We start from the raw sequence: 16,398 nt of genomic DNA, 5'->3' as shown, positions 1-16,398 counted from the left end.
CACTTCCGGGCTGAGGAGTTCCGCATGGGGGAAGCAACGCGTCGTGCCGTCTTGAAGGGCGGCCTCACCGCCACCGCCGTGGGTGCGTTGGGCTTCGCCACGGCGAAATCCGCGGCGGCTGTCACCACCCCGGTCATCCATTCGACGGCCGAGTGGAACGCCCGGCCGCCGTCGGGCGCGATCGTGGTGGAGAACCACAAGCCGACGTACATCGTGGTGCACCACACCGTCGACCCCGGCAACAACACCGACTACTCGCTGGCGCACGCACTGCAGATCTCGCGGGACATCCAGAACTTCCACATGGACACCCGCGGCTGGATCGACACCGGCCAGCAGTTCACGAACAGCCGCGGCGGCTTCGTCACCGAGGGGCGGCACCGCAGCCTGGAGATTCTGCGCGGCGGGACGCAGCACGTGCAGGGCGCGAACGTCGCCAACCACAACAGCGAATGCCTCGGCATCGAGAACGAGGGCCTCTACAGCACGGTCGACGTACCGGTCGCGCTCTGGAACTCGCTCGTGCAGCTGATCGCCTACATCGCGCACCAATACGGCATCACGCCGGAGTTCATCAAGGGCCACCGCGATTTCAACTCGACCGAGTGCTGCGGCCAGGTGCTTTACAACCGGCTCCCCGAACTGCGCCAGGCAGTCGGCCAGCAACTCGGCGTGTCCGTCGCCCGTCTTGAGGCACCGGAGTGGCCGCTGCTCAAACCCGGTGACACCGGGCCTCAGGTGAGGACCGCGCAGCGGTTCCTGCGTGCGGCCGGCTTCGGCGTGCCCACCGACGGCGTGTTCGGCAAGGCGACCGCGGCCGCCGTGTCCGCGCTGGCCGCAGAGCACGGGCTTTCCCGCGACAGCTGCACCGCGGCTCGAGCCAGCGACGAATCCGCGTACCTAGGCTCGGACGTCTGGCCCTTGATCGTGCCGACGGACCGCTCGACCGCCGCGTGGCGCACCGAGCTGGCCCGTTGACCGGGGACGCCTCACGCGTGCCAGCGAGGGCGGCACACGTGAGGCGTCACAGGCCGGACAGGAAAGCCTCCACCGCGCCGCGATAGGTCTCCGGAGCCTCGGCGTGCGGCAGATGCGCCGAACCAGGCACTACCAGGTGCTTCGCACCGGATACTCGTGCCGCGACCTCGGCTTGCTGACCAGGCGGCATCGCGGTGTGCTCGCCTTCGACCAGCAGCAGCGGACAGCGGATACTGTCCACAATGGACCAATAGTCCTGGCGGCCCCATTCGGCGGCGATCTCGTACAGGTTCTCCAGGTCGGCGATCAGGTGGTAGCCGTCCTCGCGTTCCTCGACGCATTCGGTGAAGTAGTCGCCCGCGGTGCCGAAGAACTCGCGCACGTGGGCCAGCGACTCGAACGGCACCGGCCAGCTCTCGAAGTAGCCACGCCAGGTCTCGACGGTGCGTCCGCGCTGGTCGGGGGCGAAATCCTCGCTGACCACCGCGCGCACCAGCTCCGGGTATTTCGCCGCAGTGGCCCACGCGTGCAGCCCGCCCATCGAATGCCCGATCAGCACCGACGGGCCGAGGTCGGCCAGCACTTCCGCGACGTCCTCGGCGAACTGCTCGGTGGTCCACGGCCCGTGATGCGGCGCGCGGCCGTGGCCACGGGCGTCGAGGGCGCGCACCCGGCCGTAGCGGGCGAGCCATTGCGCGACCGGCCACCACGTCCGGGCCCGGCCCATCAACCCGTGCAGCAGCAAGATCGACACGCCAGGGCGTTCGTCGCCGCCAAAGTCGATCAGGCCTGGTCGCATTAATCCTCCCGGGTTTTCCCGGCTACCTCATCACAAATCTGCCCCTAGGGTGAAGGAATGCGCAGCCGTCAGCCCGCCGTCCTCGCCCTCATCGGCGTGCTTGCGCTGTCCGCGTGCAGCCCCGCCGAGCCCGCCGCTCCGCCACCGCCGCCGATGCATCCGGCACCGGGCGCGAGCAGCGCGGGCGATCCGTACTTCCCGGAGGACGGCAACGGCGGGTACGACGCCCTCGACTACCACGTCGACGTCAACTACGACCCGCCGAGCGGCCGCCTCGACGGCGACACCACGGTCTCCGCGAAAGCCACCCAAGACCTCAGCCGCTTCGACTTCGACCTGCGCGGGCTGAACGTCACCGCGGTGGAGATCGACGGGAAACCGGCGAAGTACAGCCGGGAGAAGAACAAGCTGGCGGTGACTCCGGCCGAGCCGCTGCGGTCCGGCTCGACGTTCCGGACTCGCGTGCGCTATTCGGGCGTTCCAGCGCAAACCCCGCACGACGGCGGCTCGGAAAACGGCTGGGCCCGTTCCGAGGACGGCGGCGCGTACCTGGTCGGCGAACCACATTCGGCGTCGTTCTGGTATCCGGTCAACGAAACCCCGCGCGACAAAGCGACTTTCACGCTGACCGCGCACGTCCCCACCGGCTGGACCGTGCTGTCCAACGGACGGGAGCAGGGCACCAGCGCCAAGGACGGCAAGACCACCACGACGTGGGCGGATCCGAATCCGGTGGCGAGCTACCTGACCACGATCGCGATCGACAAGTTCACCGTGCAGCGGTCCACGCTCCCGGACGGCACGCCGATCGTTTCCGGTTACGCGCCGGGCGCCGAAGCCCGCGAGGCCACCGGCGACCGGCTGCCGGAAGTGATCTCGTTCCTCGAAAGCAAGTTCGGCCGATACCCGCAGAGCGCGGCCGGCGGGATCTACCTCGACGAGAACATCCACTTCTCGCTGGAAACGCAAACCCGCCCCACTTATGCGAAATGGGCGGAAATCCTGACGTTGGTGCACGAAAACGCGCATCAGTGGTTCGGCGATTCGGTGTCGCTCAACTCGTGGGCGGACATCTGCCTGAACGAATGCTTCGCCTCCTACGCGCAGTGGATGTGGGGCGAACGCGAAGGCCAGAACTTGGACGACCGCTACCGCGCGGCCGTCGAAATCACCAGGGGCAGCACGGATTTCTGGGGCCAGAAGCTCGTCGACATGGGTCCGGAGCACCTGTTCGAGGGCGCGTACGACAAGGGCATCCTCGCCGTGCACGCACTGCGCCGCGAACTGGGTGAGCCGGGTTTCGAGAAGGTGCTGCACGATTGGGTGACCCAGCACCGGAACAACAACGCGACGTGGGCGGACTTCGAGAAGCTCGTGTCGCAGGTCGCCGGACGCGATCTGAGCGGGTTCTTGAACGACTGGTTCCACGGGACGAAACTGCCGTCGGACGCCGATCTTTATCCAGGCGGATTGCGGCCGTGACTGCCGAGCAACGACCTGGTCAGGCTGCTGCGAGAGTCGTTCATCTCGGCTAGGGCCGCGCCCAGTTCGGGGTCGCCGACCCGCACTGGTTCGTCGGGCCTCAGTGCCAGCGCGCGCAACGACGCCCGGCGAAGCAGTTCCTTCATGAACGACGCCGTGACGCCGTCCGTCGCCTCGACCACCGGGGCGAGATCCGCGGTCAGCTCCAGGCCCCGCGAGTACAGCCTTAACAGTGCTTCCCGCCCCGCGGCGTCCGGCAGCGGCACCTCCACCGCCAAGTCGACCCGGCCTGGTCGGTCGGCCAGCGCTTTCTCCAGGCTGCTCGCCCGATTGGTGGTGAGCAGGAAGGTGACATCCGCGTCTCCGCCGACGCCGTCCATCGCGTCGAGCAGGCTGAACAGCAGCGGCGTCGGGCCGTGCACGAGGTCGCGGTCCTCGGCGATCAGGTCGACGTCCTCCAGCACCACGATGCTCGGCTGCAACCGGCGCGCCAGCGAAGCGGCTTCCGAGATGAACCGCATCGCGGCACCGGTCAAGATCACGACCGTGCAGTCCGGGAGCTGGCCCATCAGGTACCGCACGGTGTGCGTTTTCCCGGCACCGGGCGGTCCGTGCAGCAGCAGGCCGCGCTTGAGATGCTGCCCCGCCTCGGTCAGCCGCGTGCCGTGTTCCGCGATGCCGAACGTGTGCCGTTCGACCGCTTCGAGCACACCGCTGGGCAGCACCACGTCTTCTTTGCGCAGCTCGGGCCGAGGCAGGAAGGTGACCAGCTCGTTGTTGCGGTGCTCGCTCAGGCCGAACGCGATCACCTGACCGCGCAGCACGTCGTGCTCGGCCATCTGCGCTTCGATGCGGTCCCGGGTTTCGGTGGCCGCTCGCCGGTCCGCGGCGATCACTTCGAGCCGACAGTTCGACTGGCCGTACTGCGGGTTGGTGCCGCGCACGCCGACGAGCACCGGGGTGCCGTCCGGCGCGCTCGTGCCGACCAGCCCGAGCTGGACGACGTCCGCCGCCTCGTCCGGGCCGACCGCGACCGTCGCGTAGTCCACCGCGCCCAGCTCGTAATGGCCGTTCTGTTTGGCTGTGACCAGCATGCCCATCAGGTCTTCGTGCCCGCGCATGCCGCCCGCGATGCCGAACCAGTCGGTGCCGATCCCGTGCTCGGCGAGGTACGCGTCGACCCCTGCCTGGATGGTCGCGTGCTCCCAGCCCTCGAAGCTGCGGGTGACCACCAGCGCTTGCGCGAGCGGCACGCCGAGGTGCCCGGTGACGCGGTCGATCAGCTCGTTCGAACCGCCCGAACCGGCCGACTCAGCTGCGGCTTTTACGAGCCGTTGCAGATTGCGGGCCAATTCGGTGCCAAAGACTTCGTCGTCCCCCATGTGAGCAGGGTGGCACGAACTCCGAAACCAGGCCAGCGATAAGTACTCTGGGGGCATGGCAGTGGTCAAGATCAACGCAATCGAGGTCCCCGAAGGCGCCGGACCGGAGCTGGAGAAGCGGTTCGCCGCGCGGCTGCACTCCGTTGACGACCAGGAGGGGTTCCTCGGCTTCGAGCTGCTCCGCCCGGTCGCGGGCGAGACGCGCTACTTCGTGTACACGAAGTGGGAAACCGAGGAGCACTACCAGGCCTGGGCGAAGGGCCCGGCGCGCGAGGCGCACGCGGGCGAGCGCAAGAATCCCGTGTCGACCGGCGCGAACCTGTTGGAATTCGAGGTCGTGCAGGCATCGAAGCCGGGTGAATGACGAGCTCGCCCGCGCCGCCGAGCTGATCCACGGTGCCGGCGCGCTGCTCGTGTGCGCCGGTGCCGGGATGGGCGTCGACTCTGGCCTGCCCGATTTCCGGGGCGGGGAAGGGTTTTGGCGGGCGTATCCGCCGTATGCCGGGCTCGGGCTGCGGTTCGAGGAGCTGGCCGATCCGAGGCATTTCGCTTCGGATCCCGAGCTGGCGTGGGGTTTCTACGGGCACCGGCTCGAGTTGTACCGGAAAACGGTGCCACACCGAGGGTTCAGCTTGCTGCTCGAATGGGGGCTGGCGAAACCTGGCGGCGTACGGGTTTTCACGTCCAATGTGGACGGACAATTTCAGGCGGCGGGGTTTCCGCACGTCGCCGAGGCGCACGGGTCGATCCATCATCTGCAGTGCCTGGCTGGATGTTCTCCGGAGATCTGGTCGGCCGAGGACTGCACCGTCGAGATCGACGAGGCGACAATGCGCGCCCGGCCGCCGTTGCCGTCCTGTCCGCGGTGCGGCGGGCTGGCCCGGCCCAACATCCTGATGTTCGGGGATTTCGACTGGGTGCCCGACCGCAGTCAGGAACAGCTCGACGAACTGGCCGCCTGGCGGCGCGAGCACCGTGACGTGGTGGTGGTCGAAATCGGTGCCGGGCAAGCGGTTCCGACGGTGCGGCGGTACTCCGAACTCGCCAGCGCGGCTACAGGTGCGCTGATCCGGATCAATCCGCGGGAGCCGCGGATCCGGCACGGACGCGGGATTTCCCTCGCCGCTGGTGCACTGGAGACGCTGGTCAAGCTCGCTTGAGCTCCAGCAAGGGGAACGGGCGGCCGTCCGGATCGGTTTCCTGCCTGCCCACCACCTCGAAGCCGTGGTGCAGATAGAAACCGACCGCTTGCGGGTTCTGCTCGTTCACGTCCAGGGTGAGAGCCGGGTAGCGGTCCAGCGCCGCGCGCAGCAATGCCGTTCCGACGCCGCGTCCGCGGAAATCGTCGTGCACGAACAGCATTTCCAGCTTTCCCTCGGCGATTCCCGAAAAACCCGCGGCGATTCCGTCGACCTCCGCTACCGTCAGCTCCACCTCGGCGAAGTAGAGCGGGACGCGGGTGGCGTAGTACTCGACGTCCGCCGGGGCCAGAAAATCGTGCGTCGCCTCGACCGCGCTGCGCCAGATCTCCAGCAGCCGCGGGTATTCGGCTTCCCCGTTGCTAGGCCGCAAGGTCGTCACGGCAGTTGCACCTCCGCATAAACCGCCCGGTGGTCGCTGCCGGGCACATCGAACGCTTGGTAATCCCGGATCGCTACCCGGCGGTCCACCAGCACGTGGTCCAGCGACACTAGCGGGACCGACGACGTCGACCAGGTCGGGATCAAACCGTCGCCACGCGCCTCCGCCGCGTCGACATATCCGCGCGACAGCACCGTGCGCAGCGCGGCGTGGTCGAGGGTCGCGTTGAAATCGCCCGCCACCACGCGCAGGCCGTGCTCGCCGATCGCGCGCGACAGGTCTCGCGTCTCCTGCTCCCACTGGTAATACCCGGAGTCCGGCGAGAGCGGATGCGCCGCCACGATCTCCAACGTCGTCCCGCCGCCGAGATCGGCAGCCGCGCCGGGCTGTTTCTGGGCCGAATCGCCGGTGTAGTCCTCTTCGGTGAGCGGATAACGCGACACGATGCCGGAACCGTCCACCCCGGCCGCCGGATGCAGGACCCGGTACGGCAACGCCTGGAACAACCCAGCCTTCTCCAGCCCGGATACCGCGGCAGGCGTCATCTCCAGCAGGTTCAGCACGTCGATCCGGTGCTCCCGGACCAGCCGCACGAGCGCCGCCGGGTCGGCCTGGCCCAGGTACAGGTTGGCCGCCAGCACGCGCACCGTCTTCCCGTTCGCCGCGGGCTGGTCGTCGGAGGTCACCCTCGGCGCGACGTACACCGCCAGCAGCGCGGACAACGCGAGCGCGACGCCGCCGACCCACCACCGCCGCAGCACCAGCGCGAGCGCGGCGAGCAGCACGCCGTAGATGACGACGTACGGCGTCAGCGCCAGCAGCGCGGTCAGGTACCAGTTGCTCCCGTCCCAGCCGATCGTGTGCAGCACGGCCACCGTCAGCAACGGCAGTCCGACCAGCACGAGCAGGCCCGTGACCAGCCGGGTTCGCGTCCGCGCCTCCATCACCATGATCGAAGAGTATGCCGGGCAGGCGCTGACAGGTCGGTGTCAGCGCCGTGTGCGCGGCTTGCCAGCGCCTCCGTCCACTGTGTTCTGGAGCGACACAGGAGGAGGCGACAATGTCGCACGCGATCCAGGCTGAGGGCCTGGTCAAGCATTTCGGGGAGACGAAGGCGCTGGACGGCGTGGATCTGGAGGTCCCGTTCGGAAAGGTGGTCGGGGTGCTCGGGCCGAACGGCGCGGGCAAGACGACCGCGGTCCGCATCCTGGCCACCCTGCTGAGACCGGACGCGGGCCGGGCCACGGTCGGGGGCTACGACGTGGTCCGCGACCCGGTGCGGGTGCGCAGCCTGATCGGGCTCACCGGGCAGTACGCGTCGGTGGACGAGGACCTGAGCGGCACCGAGAACCTGGTGCTGATCGGCAAGCTGCTGAACCTGTCCCGGGCAGGCGCGCGGGCGCGGGCGGCCGAACTGCTGGAGCGGTTCGAGCTGACCGACGCGGCGAAGCGGCCGATCCGCACGTACTCCGGCGGCATGCGGCGCAGGCTGGACCTGGCGGCGAGCCTCATCGGCCGTCCCGCCGTGCTGTACCTGGACGAGCCGACCACCGGTCTCGACCCGCACGCGCGCAACGAGGTGTGGGCGGTCGTCCGCAGTCTCGTCGCCGATGGCGCGACGGTGCTGCTCACCACGCAATACCTGGAGGAAGCCGACCAGCTGGCCGACCGGATCACCGTGTTCGACCACGGCCACGTGGTCGCCGACGGCCGCGCCGACGAGCTGAAGCGGCGGGTCGGCGGGCAGACGCTGCAGGTGCGGCCGACGTCGCTGAGCGACCTCGACGAGGTCGACCGCATCCTGGCCGAACTCACCGGCGTCCGCCCGGTCCGCGACGACGCGACCGGACTGCTGACCGCGCCGGTGTCCGACCCGGTGCTGCTGTCCACGCTGGTGCGCCGCCTCGACTCGGCAGGCATCACCTCCGACGAACTGGCGCTGCGGCTGCCCAGTCTCGACGAGGTGTTCCTGGCGCTGACCGGGCACACCGCCGAAGAACCGAAGCCGGAACGCGAACTGGAAGGGAGCCGGTCGTGACCACCGCCACCGCCGTGGCCCCGCCTCGGCACATCAGTCCCGTCCAGGGCGCGAAACACGCGTTTTCGCTTGCTTGGCGGGGAATCCTGAAGATCCGCAAGAACCCGGAACAGCTGGCCGACGTCACGCTGATGCCGATCATCTTCCTGCTGATGTTCACCTACCTGTTCGGCAACGCGCTGGGCGGTTCGATCGAGAACTACCTGCAGTCGTTCGTGCCGGGTCTCATCGTGATGAACGTGCTGCAGGCGTCGCTTTCGGTCGGCACCCAGCTCAACACCGACATCACGAAGGGCGTCTTCGACCGCTTCCGCGCCATGCCGATCGCCCGCTCGGCTCCGCTGGTCGGCGCGGTGCTGGCGGACCTCGTGCGGTACGTGGTGTGCCTCACGGTGCTGCTGGTCGTGGCGACCGTGATGGGCTTCCGCGTGCAGACCGGTCCCGGGGAATTCGTCCTCGCGATCCTGCTCGCGGTCGCGTTCGGGCTGTGCTTTTGCTGGGGTTCGGTGTTCGTCGGAATGCTGATGAAATCCCCGGGCGCGGCGCAAGGCCTGATGTTCGTCTTCATCATGCCGCTGACCTTCGGCAGCAACGTGTTCCTCCCGACCGCCACGATGCCGGGCTGGCTCAAGGCCTGGGCCGACATCAGCCCGGTGAGCCTGATGTCCGACGTGATGCGCGGCCTGCTCAACGGCGGCGCGTACGGCGGCTCCCTGGCCGGCGCGCTGGCGTGGATGGCCGGTGCGGTCGTGGTGTTCTTCCCGCTCGCGACGTGGGCCTATCGCAAGCGGGTGTGAGAGCGTCCTTCACGGGGGTGTGGACGCTGTGGTGAGTGTCTGTGTCCGGGTTCCACAGCCGGGCACAGACACTCACCCTTTTTCAGCGGTTGGCCACGAGCGCGCGGCTACTCGCGCGACCGTTCCGCCCGGATCGCTTCGATAGCTTCGGCCCGGTCGAGCCGCGCGGCCTCGGCCACGATCGTCTCGTACCGTTCCGCGCCCAGGTCCCTGGTCAGGTCCGCGATCAGCTCCCGGACCTCCGGATTCCCCAGGTCGAACCGGCCGCGCACCACCGCGCTCAGCCCGAGCAGCCGCGCGGACGCCTCCAGCCGCCCCTGCCGGTACCGGATCCGCGCGAACAGTTCGACCATGCCAGCCAGGTCCGGCATGTCGAATCGTCCGGCCGCCTGCTCGATCACCGCGAACAACGGAGCCTCCGCCTCGTCCGGACGGCCTTCGGCGAGCAGCAGCCCGGCTTCGACCGACCCGAGCCATTCCGCCTCGAAGCCATCCGGCGTCCGCCAAGCCGCCCGCGTCGTCTGCATCTCCCGGAACACCTCGCGCACCTCAGCGACGTTGTTTTCGCGGAGCAGCAATTCAGCGCGGCCGAGCAGCACGATCAGGCGCAACCCGCTGTTGCCGCCGGAAGCCGCGTAGCGTTCCGCCGCTTCCATGTCCCGCCACGCGCCCTCCTGGTCGCCGGCGCGCGAACGTTCCACCGCCAGCCGCCACCACTGCTGCACGATGTCGTCCCGCGAGCGCAACTCCATCACCAGCCGCAGGCCCTCGGTGTACCCGGCGATCGCCGCCTCGTGGTCGCCCGACTGCGACAGCGCCGCGGCGCGGAAACCGTGCGTCATGCCGAGCCCCCAGCGGTCGCCGACCTCGGCGAATCCTTGGTGGGCAAGCTCTCGCGCCCGGTGTGCGCCCTCGAGATCGCCCATGTCGCCGAGGACGAAGCTTTCCGCCCAGTGCCCGGCGGCGCGGCTCCAGAGGTCGTCCCGTTCGACGGCCCGGCGGATCTCGCGCTTCGCCAGGTCGCGTTCGCCGTTGAGGTAAGCCACTATCGGCAGCCCCACCCACAGCCACGGATTCCGTTCCGCCGCACCGGTCTTCACGCATTCGTCGATCAGCGCGAGAACGTCCACCTTCTCCCGGGGACCGGTCATGGCCAGCATCAGCACCTGGCTCAGCCGCAGGCTGGCCGACAGGTCCGGCGGCAACTTGTCGCCCAGTTCGAGCACCTCGTCCACGAACAGCGCGGCCCGCTCGTTCTGGCCGACGACGTTGAGGTACCAGAACAATCCGAACAGCAGCCGGGCCGCCGATTCCGCGGCGCCCGATTCGATCGCCACGCGCAACGCGGAGGTGAAATTGTCGTTGTCGCGCTCGTAAACGTCGATTGCCTGGAGCTGATCCCGCCCGCGCAGCAACGGTTCGTTGCGGGAGGCCAGGTCCGCGTAATATTCGACCATCGCCGCGCGCATCCGTTCTTGTTCACCGGATTCGGCGAGCCGCTCAGACGCGTAAGCGCGCAAGGTTTCCAGCAGGCGGTAGCGAAGGCCCACTACATCTACAATGGACTTCTCGACCAGCGAGCCCAGCACGTACACGATGTCTTCCGCGGGAAGCTCGTCGTCCGCGCAGACGTTTTCCACCGCCTCTTCGGAAAAACTCGCCGCGAACACCGCGAGCCTGCGCGCGAGCCGGACTTCCGCGTCGCTCAGCAGATCCCAGCTCCACTCCACCACCGCGCGCAGGGTGCGCTGTCGCGGCAAGGCCGTCCGGCTGCCAGAGGTGAGCAGCCGGAACCGGTCGTCGAGGCGTTCGGCGATCTGGTCGGCGGTCATCGACCGCAGCCGCGCGGCGGCCAGTTCGAGCGCGAGCGGCATTCCGTCGAGCCGGCAGCAGATCTGCCGCACGGAGTCCACTGTGGACTCATCGAGCCGGAACCCGGGACGCACCGCCATCGCCCGGTCGAGAAACAGCCGGACGGAATCGAGCGTGCCGACGTCCGCGGGCGGCGCGGCCTCGTCCGGCACCGGCAGCGGACCGAGCGGGCACAGCGCTTCCCCGGTGATCGCCAGCGGCTCGCGGCTCGTGGCGAGCACGCGCAACGCGGGCAGCCTGCGCAGCAGATTCTCCGCCAGCTCCGCTGCGGTGTCCACGACGTGTTCGCAGTTGTCCAGCACCAGCAAGGCTTCCGCGCCGCTGAGCGACTCCACCGCGTGCTCGAACGGATCGATCTGCCGACGCCGCGCCTCGGTCTCCGTGGTCCGGAGATCGCGCACTTCCAACGCGTTGAGCAGCGCGGTCAGCACGTCCTCGGCGTCTCGCACGCCAGCCAGCGGCACGAACCACACCAGGCCGCGCGAATGCGCCGGATGCCGCGAAGCCGCTTCCGTCGCGAGCCGGGTCTTGCCCGCGCCACCGGGACCGACGAGCGTGACCAGCCGGGCTCCTTCGAGCAATTCGGCCAGCAGTTTCAGCTCGTCGGTGCGGCCGATGAAGCTGGTCAACCGCTGCGGCAACCGGTCAACCACCGCGGCGACCGGCGTGTACTCGCCGCGCAGCGCGCGCAAATGCACTTCCTGCAACTCCGCCGACGGGTCGACACCGAGTTCATCGGCCAGGGTCGTGCGGATCGCGGAGTACGCGGCGAGTGCGTCGGCCTGCCGTCCGGCGGCGGAAAGCGCGCGGATTCGCAAGCCAGCCAACCGTTCCCGCAGCGGATGAGCCTGCGCCGCGGCGGTGAGGTCCGCGAGCACGTCCGCGTGCCTGCCCAACCGCAACTCGGCTTCGAACCAGTCCTCAGCGGTCTCCGTGCGCCGCTCCTCCAGCAGCGTCGCGGGCGCGGCGGCGAACGGCGCGTCCAGTACGTCCGCGAGCGCCGGTCCACGCCACAACGCGAGCGCGGCGGCGAGAGATTCGGCGGCGGGACCGTCCCGGCCAGCGGCAAGCTCCCGGCGTCCCTCGGCGGACAACTGCTCGAACCGGTGGAGATCCACCGCTTCCGGGGGCACCGCGAGGCGGTAACCGCCGTTGGCCGACTCCAGTTCGGCCCCCGCTGGCCGCAGCGCGCGACGCAGCCGCGAGACGAGCGACTGGAGCGCATTCGCGGCGTCAGCCGGGGGTTCCGCGCCCCACAACCCGTCGATCAGCGCCTCGGCGGACACCACGCGACCGGCATCGAGCGCGAGCCGGGAAAGAAGCATGCGAAGGCGGGCCCCGCCGATGTCGATCGGCGTGCCGTCCTCCCCCTCCGCACGCAGCGGGCCCAGCAACGCGACGCGCATGAGGTCCAGCTTTCCAGACAACACCCGGCTCGTGTCGGAGCCCGACGTAAGTGTGGACTTTCGGGACAATCCGCCGCCAAGCGGTTACTGCCCGGCTTCCCGGCGCTACGTTGCGGAGGATTCACCCGCAGACACAGGAGCGCCCATGAGAGCACTGCACCGCTGGCGTCGCCCGGCAGTGACCGTCGCAGCCACCCTCACCGCAATGACGCTCGGCACTGGGATCGCCTCGGCCGGAACGGGCGGCTGGGATCAGCCAACGCCCGGTTCGGACGGCGCCGGAGACAGCTACTACCCGCAGGACGGCAACGGCGGGTACGAGGTTTCCGACTACGACCTCAAGGTCAACTACGCTCCGGACACCCATCAGCTCGCCGGCGTCCAGACGGTCCACGCGAAGGCGACCCAGTCGCTCAGCTCGTTCGACCTCGACCTCCGCGGCCTCACCGTCGACGCGGTCCGGGTCAACGGCGTGCCCGCGAAATTCACCCGCACCGGCGACCACGAACTCGTGATCACGCCGAAGTCGCCGCTGTGGAAGGGCCTGCCGTTCACCACGGAGGTCGCCTACCACGGCGTTCCGGTGGCGATCGAGGACCCGAACCTCGGCAAGAACGGCTGGCAGTTCACCCGGTCCGGCGGCGCGTTCGCGGCGGGTGAGCCAAGGTCGGCCACCACCTGGTACCCGGTCAACGACACTCCGCGCAACAAGGCGAAGTTCCGGCTGTCGATCACCGTGCCGAGCGAATGGGGCGTGATCGCCAACGGCCGCGAGGTCGGCAAGTACCGGACGCGGGCGGGCACGACGCACGTCTGGGCCGAGGACACCCCGACCGCGTCGTACATGACCACGGTCGCGATCGACAAGTGGACCTTCAACAAGCGCCAGCGTTCGGACGGCACCCCGATCGTCAGCGCGTACGCACCGGGCACCACCGACGCCACGAAGCAGGCCGACGCGCAGCTGCCGGAGGTCATCGACTTCCTCGAATCGAAGTTCGGCAAGTACCCGGTGGACGCCGCGGGCGGCATCTACCTGACCGAGCCGATCGGCTTCTCGCTCGAGACGATGAGCCGGCCGATCTACTCCGGCCGCGCGGGCAACATCGGCACGATCGTGCACGAGAACGCGCACCAGTGGTGGGGCGACACGGTCGCCGTCGACCACTGGAAGGACGTGTGCCTCAACGAATGCTTCGCGTCCTACGCGACCTGGCTGTGGGCGCAGAAGGACGGCGAGGACCTCGACGGCCGGTACCTCAACGAGGTCGCGTCGGCCAGCGACGCTTTCTGGGACGGCAAGCTGTACGACATGGGTCCCGGCCACGAGTTCACCTACGTGTACTCCAAGGGCCCGGTCATGCTGCACGCGCTCAGCAAGTACATGGGACAGGACGCGTTCGACCAGATGCTCAAGACGTGGAACACCGTGCACCACGACGGAAACGCCAGCATGCAGGACTTCCAGAAGTACTGTGAGAAGGTGTCCGGCATGGACCTGCAGGGCTTCTTCGACGCGTGGATCTACGGCAACGGCAAGCCGTCCGACCAGTATCTCTACCCGGGCGACTTGAAGCCGGCCGCCAAGTGACAGTTCTGCTGACGGGGTTCGCGCCGTTCGACGGAGCGGCGACGAACCCCTCCTGGCAGGCAGCTTCGCTGGCAGCGGCGCGGCGGACGGACACGGTGGCGGTAGAGCTGCCGTGCGAGTTCGACGCGTCGCTGCCAGCGCTGCGTGCCGCGATCATCGCGCATCGGCCGGAACTGGTCGTGTGCGCTGGATTGGCTGGCGGACGCGAACACGTCACGCCGGAACGGGTGGCGATCAACCTGATCGACGCCCGGATCCCGGACAACGCGGGCGCACAACCGGTCGACGTGCCGGTGGTCGCGGGTGGGCCGTCCGCGTACTTCACCACTCTGCCGGTGAAAGCGGCGGTCGCGGCGATCGAGTCGGCGGGCCTGCCCGCCGCGGTCTCGTACACCGCCGGGACTTACGTGTGCAACCAGGTCTTCTACGGCCTGATGCACCTGATCGCGACCGAGTTTCCCAGCCTGCGCGGCGGTTTCGTGCACGTTCCGGACGAGGCCCAGCTGCCGCTGGACTCGACCGCACGGGCACTGGAGATCGTGGTGGACACCGCGCTGACCGTCCATCAGGACGTCACGACCTCGGCGGGCACCCTGCACTGAGCCTTACTCGCCAGGCTGCACGGTCTGCTCGAAGAACTGCACCAAATCCCGCGGGCGGCGGCTCGTGTGCGAGGGGCTGGTGTCCATCACCGTGCCGACCACGGGAATGCCGTCGGCCTGGTAGATCAGCAGACCCAGCTTCGGCCCGACCCCAGCGACGTACCGGCCGCTCAGCCCGGTGCGGGTACGCCAGGTGTCGGTCTCGACGCGCCCGGTCATGTCCTTTCGCGCACTCGGCTCGACCTGGGCGAGAGTGAGCCCCTCGTGGAACGCGACGGTGGTCTTGTCCGGGAACCGGCACAACGCGGTGCGCAGCGCGCCAAGGGCTTTCGCCAGTTCCGGGTCGTCTGAGCAGGTGGCGCGGGTCTGGATGGTCGGACCGGTCAAGCGGCGCATGCACTTCGTGAGGCCGTTTTCGCCGGGCAACGCGGGTTGTGAATTGGCGCAGGCCGTGGTGGCGGGCGGGGCGACTGGTTGATTCGCCGCGGGCTTGTCGTCGCCGCGCGTGGCGACGACGGCGGTCACGACCCCGGCGACGACGAGCACGGCCAGGGCGATCGCGCCGATCACGACGGGTTTGCGAGACTTCTTCCTGGGCGGCTGCTGCCATCCCGGCGGCGGGGGTGCTGGCGGCCGCTGAGCCAGGCCGGGCTGCTGAACCGGGCCGAACTGCTGCTGGACGGGCGGCCAAGACGCTGGTGCTGGTGCTGGCATCGGCTGCGGCACCACCGGACGCTCGTCCACCGGAACGTGATGCAACCCGAACGCGACCGCCGTCTCCGGCTGGTCCTCGGTCGTCGGCACCACCCCGAGCTTCGACCCGACCAGTGCGGCCAGCAATGGCATCCGGCTGGGCCCGCCAACCAGATACACCCCGCCGAGCCGATCCGGCGAAAGCCCGGCCCGCGCGATCGTCTCCGCGAGCATTTCGGTGCTGCGCAACAGATTCGGCCGCACCAGCGCTTCCAGCTCGGCCCGGGTGACGAGGACGTCGCCGAACGGATCAGGCATCGGCACCTCGGTGTGCGCGTGCCGGGAAAGACTTTCCTTGGCGTCGCGGACGTCTTGGAGCAAAACTCGCCGCAGCCGCCGGTCACTGGTCGTCTGCGGGCGGAGAAGCCGTTGCCACTGCGCCGGATCCGCATGGGACACCGACCGTCCAATGTGGACCAGCAAGGCCTGGTCGATGTCCAGACTGCCGAGATCCGGCAACCCGTCCTCCGCCAGAACCGTGGTACCCGCGCCGACAACCGCGCAGTCGAACGTGCCCGCACCGAGGTCGTACACCGCGATCGGCCCGCTCGGAGCCCCTTGCTCGCGCAGAGTCGCGTAATGCGCCGCCGCCGCGACCGGCTCCGGCACCAGCCGCACCTGGACGAACCCAGCCTTCCCCGCCGCCGCCCGAAGCGTCTGCTGCCGCTGCGCACCCCACCCAGCCGGATGCGACAACCGCACCTCGTCCGGAACCCCGGAAAGCTGCCGCTCGGCCTCCTCGCCCATCCGCCGCAGCACCGCGGCGAAGGCGTCGACCACCGGCACCACCCGATCGCCGAGCAGCAACTCCCCATCGTCGATCCGCCGCTTGGGATACGGCTCGAACCGGCTGGGATCCAGCCGAGCCCGCCGCTCCGCGTCCTGCCCGACGACGAGCCGCCCGTCCTCCTCCGCGTAAACCGCGGAAGACATGGTGACCGACCCGTCCACCTCGATAGCCCGCGGCCCGCGCCCGAAGGCCGCCAAGACGCCGACCGTGCTGGAAGTACCGAAGTCGATCGACAGGACGTCCACGCAGTTCCCCTCCCCAAACCCCACGGCATCGTCTCACGTGCAGAGAGGCGGAGAGACCATGACGCCGACCACGAGACCCACA

14 protein-coding genes are annotated in these 16,398 nt (G+C 69.0%); 8 read left to right on the top strand and 6 right to left on the bottom strand.

What is annotated here, in order from left to right:
- Positions 1 to 24 precede the first annotated feature (24 nt).
- Positions 25 to 978 (top strand): peptidoglycan recognition protein family protein, encoded by a 954-nt coding sequence (locus tag ACZ63D_RS31655; protein WP_465358018.1) that lies wholly within the window; start codon positions 25 to 27, stop codon positions 976 to 978.
- A gap of 46 nt (positions 979 to 1,024) precedes the next feature.
- Here the strand turns inward: ACZ63D_RS31655 and ACZ63D_RS31650 are convergent, their stop codons facing one another.
- The gene (locus ACZ63D_RS31650; protein ID WP_465358017.1) at positions 1,025 to 1,777 is read right to left on the bottom strand and encodes an alpha/beta fold hydrolase; all 753 of its coding nucleotides are present in this window, start codon (positions 1,775 to 1,777) and stop codon (positions 1,025 to 1,027) included.
- 57 nt (positions 1,778 to 1,834) lie between these two features.
- Between ACZ63D_RS31650 and ACZ63D_RS31645 the strand changes: the two genes are divergently transcribed.
- Positions 1,835 to 3,259, top strand: coding sequence for a M1 family metallopeptidase (locus ACZ63D_RS31645; RefSeq protein WP_465358016.1), 1,425 nt, complete (start codon positions 1,835 to 1,837; stop codon positions 3,257 to 3,259).
- Here the strand turns inward: ACZ63D_RS31645 and ACZ63D_RS31640 are convergent.
- Positions 3,235 to 4,641 (bottom strand): AAA family ATPase, encoded by a 1,407-nt coding sequence (locus tag ACZ63D_RS31640; RefSeq protein WP_465358015.1) that lies wholly within the window; start codon positions 4,639 to 4,641, stop codon positions 3,235 to 3,237. The two genes, ACZ63D_RS31645 and ACZ63D_RS31640, sit on opposite strands and share 25 nt — an antisense overlap.
- A 55-nt stretch (positions 4,642 to 4,696) precedes the next feature.
- Between ACZ63D_RS31640 and ACZ63D_RS31635 the strand changes: the two genes are divergently transcribed.
- Entirely contained in the window at positions 4,697 to 5,005 is a 309-nt protein-coding gene (locus ACZ63D_RS31635; RefSeq protein WP_465358014.1) for an antibiotic biosynthesis monooxygenase family protein, read from the top strand.
- A complete protein-coding gene (locus tag ACZ63D_RS31630) occupies positions 4,998 to 5,801 on the top strand; it encodes an SIR2 family NAD-dependent protein deacylase (protein WP_465358013.1) in 804 nt (267 codons plus the stop codon). Before ACZ63D_RS31635 ends, ACZ63D_RS31630 begins: the two co-directional genes overlap by 8 nt.
- Here ACZ63D_RS31630 and ACZ63D_RS31625 read toward each other — a convergent pair.
- Together ACZ63D_RS31625 and ACZ63D_RS31620 are read right to left on the bottom strand one after the other, a co-directional pair.
- Complete coding sequence (locus ACZ63D_RS31625) at positions 5,788 to 6,222, bottom strand: acetyltransferase (RefSeq protein WP_465358012.1); 435 nt, start codon at positions 6,220 to 6,222, stop codon at positions 5,788 to 5,790. The genes ACZ63D_RS31630 and ACZ63D_RS31625 overlap by 14 nt on opposite strands.
- Entirely contained in the window at positions 6,219 to 7,172 is a 954-nt protein-coding gene (locus ACZ63D_RS31620; RefSeq protein WP_465358011.1) for an endonuclease/exonuclease/phosphatase family protein, read from the bottom strand. Before ACZ63D_RS31620 ends, ACZ63D_RS31625 begins: the two co-directional genes overlap by 4 nt.
- Positions 7,173 to 7,282: 110 nt before the next feature.
- On the opposite strand from ACZ63D_RS31620, the gene ACZ63D_RS31615 reads away from it, so the two are divergent.
- Positions 7,283 to 8,260, top strand: a complete 978-nt coding sequence (locus tag ACZ63D_RS31615; protein WP_465358010.1) for an ATP-binding cassette domain-containing protein — start codon at positions 7,283 to 7,285, stop codon at positions 8,258 to 8,260.
- The gene (locus ACZ63D_RS31610) at positions 8,257 to 9,057 is read left to right on the top strand and encodes an ABC transporter permease (protein WP_465358009.1); all 801 of its coding nucleotides are present in this window, start codon (positions 8,257 to 8,259) and stop codon (positions 9,055 to 9,057) included. Before ACZ63D_RS31615 ends, ACZ63D_RS31610 begins: the two co-directional genes overlap by 4 nt.
- A gap of 107 nt (positions 9,058 to 9,164) precedes the next feature.
- Here ACZ63D_RS31610 and ACZ63D_RS31605 read toward each other — a convergent pair whose 3' ends face one another.
- Positions 9,165 to 12,335 (bottom strand): AfsR/SARP family transcriptional regulator, encoded by a 3,171-nt coding sequence (locus ACZ63D_RS31605; RefSeq protein WP_465358008.1) that lies wholly within the window; start codon positions 12,333 to 12,335, stop codon positions 9,165 to 9,167.
- A gap of 145 nt (positions 12,336 to 12,480) precedes the next feature.
- Between ACZ63D_RS31605 and ACZ63D_RS31600 the strand changes: the two genes are divergently transcribed.
- Positions 12,481 to 13,926 carry a M1 family metallopeptidase gene (locus tag ACZ63D_RS31600; protein ID WP_465358007.1) on the top strand — a complete coding sequence of 482 codons (1,446 nt, stop codon included), beginning with the start codon at positions 12,481 to 12,483 and terminating at the stop codon, positions 13,924 to 13,926.
- On the top strand, positions 13,923 to 14,528 hold the full coding sequence (pcp, locus tag ACZ63D_RS31595) for a pyroglutamyl-peptidase I (protein ID WP_465358006.1): 606 nt from the start codon (positions 13,923 to 13,925) through the stop codon (positions 14,526 to 14,528). The genes ACZ63D_RS31600 and pcp overlap by 4 nt, the downstream gene beginning before the upstream one ends.
- 3 nt (positions 14,529 to 14,531) lie before the next feature.
- Here the strand turns inward: pcp and ACZ63D_RS31590 are convergent, their stop codons facing one another.
- Positions 14,532 to 16,316 (bottom strand): Hsp70 family protein, encoded by a 1,785-nt coding sequence (locus ACZ63D_RS31590; protein WP_465358005.1) that lies wholly within the window; start codon positions 16,314 to 16,316, stop codon positions 14,532 to 14,534.
- Between the last annotated feature and the right edge of the window lie 82 nt (positions 16,317 to 16,398).

The sequence above is a fragment of the Amycolatopsis sp. NPDC104775 genome (assembly GCF_055583325.1).
Note: the sequence above shows the minus strand (reverse complement) of the source record. Positions and strands in the feature narration are given on the sequence as shown.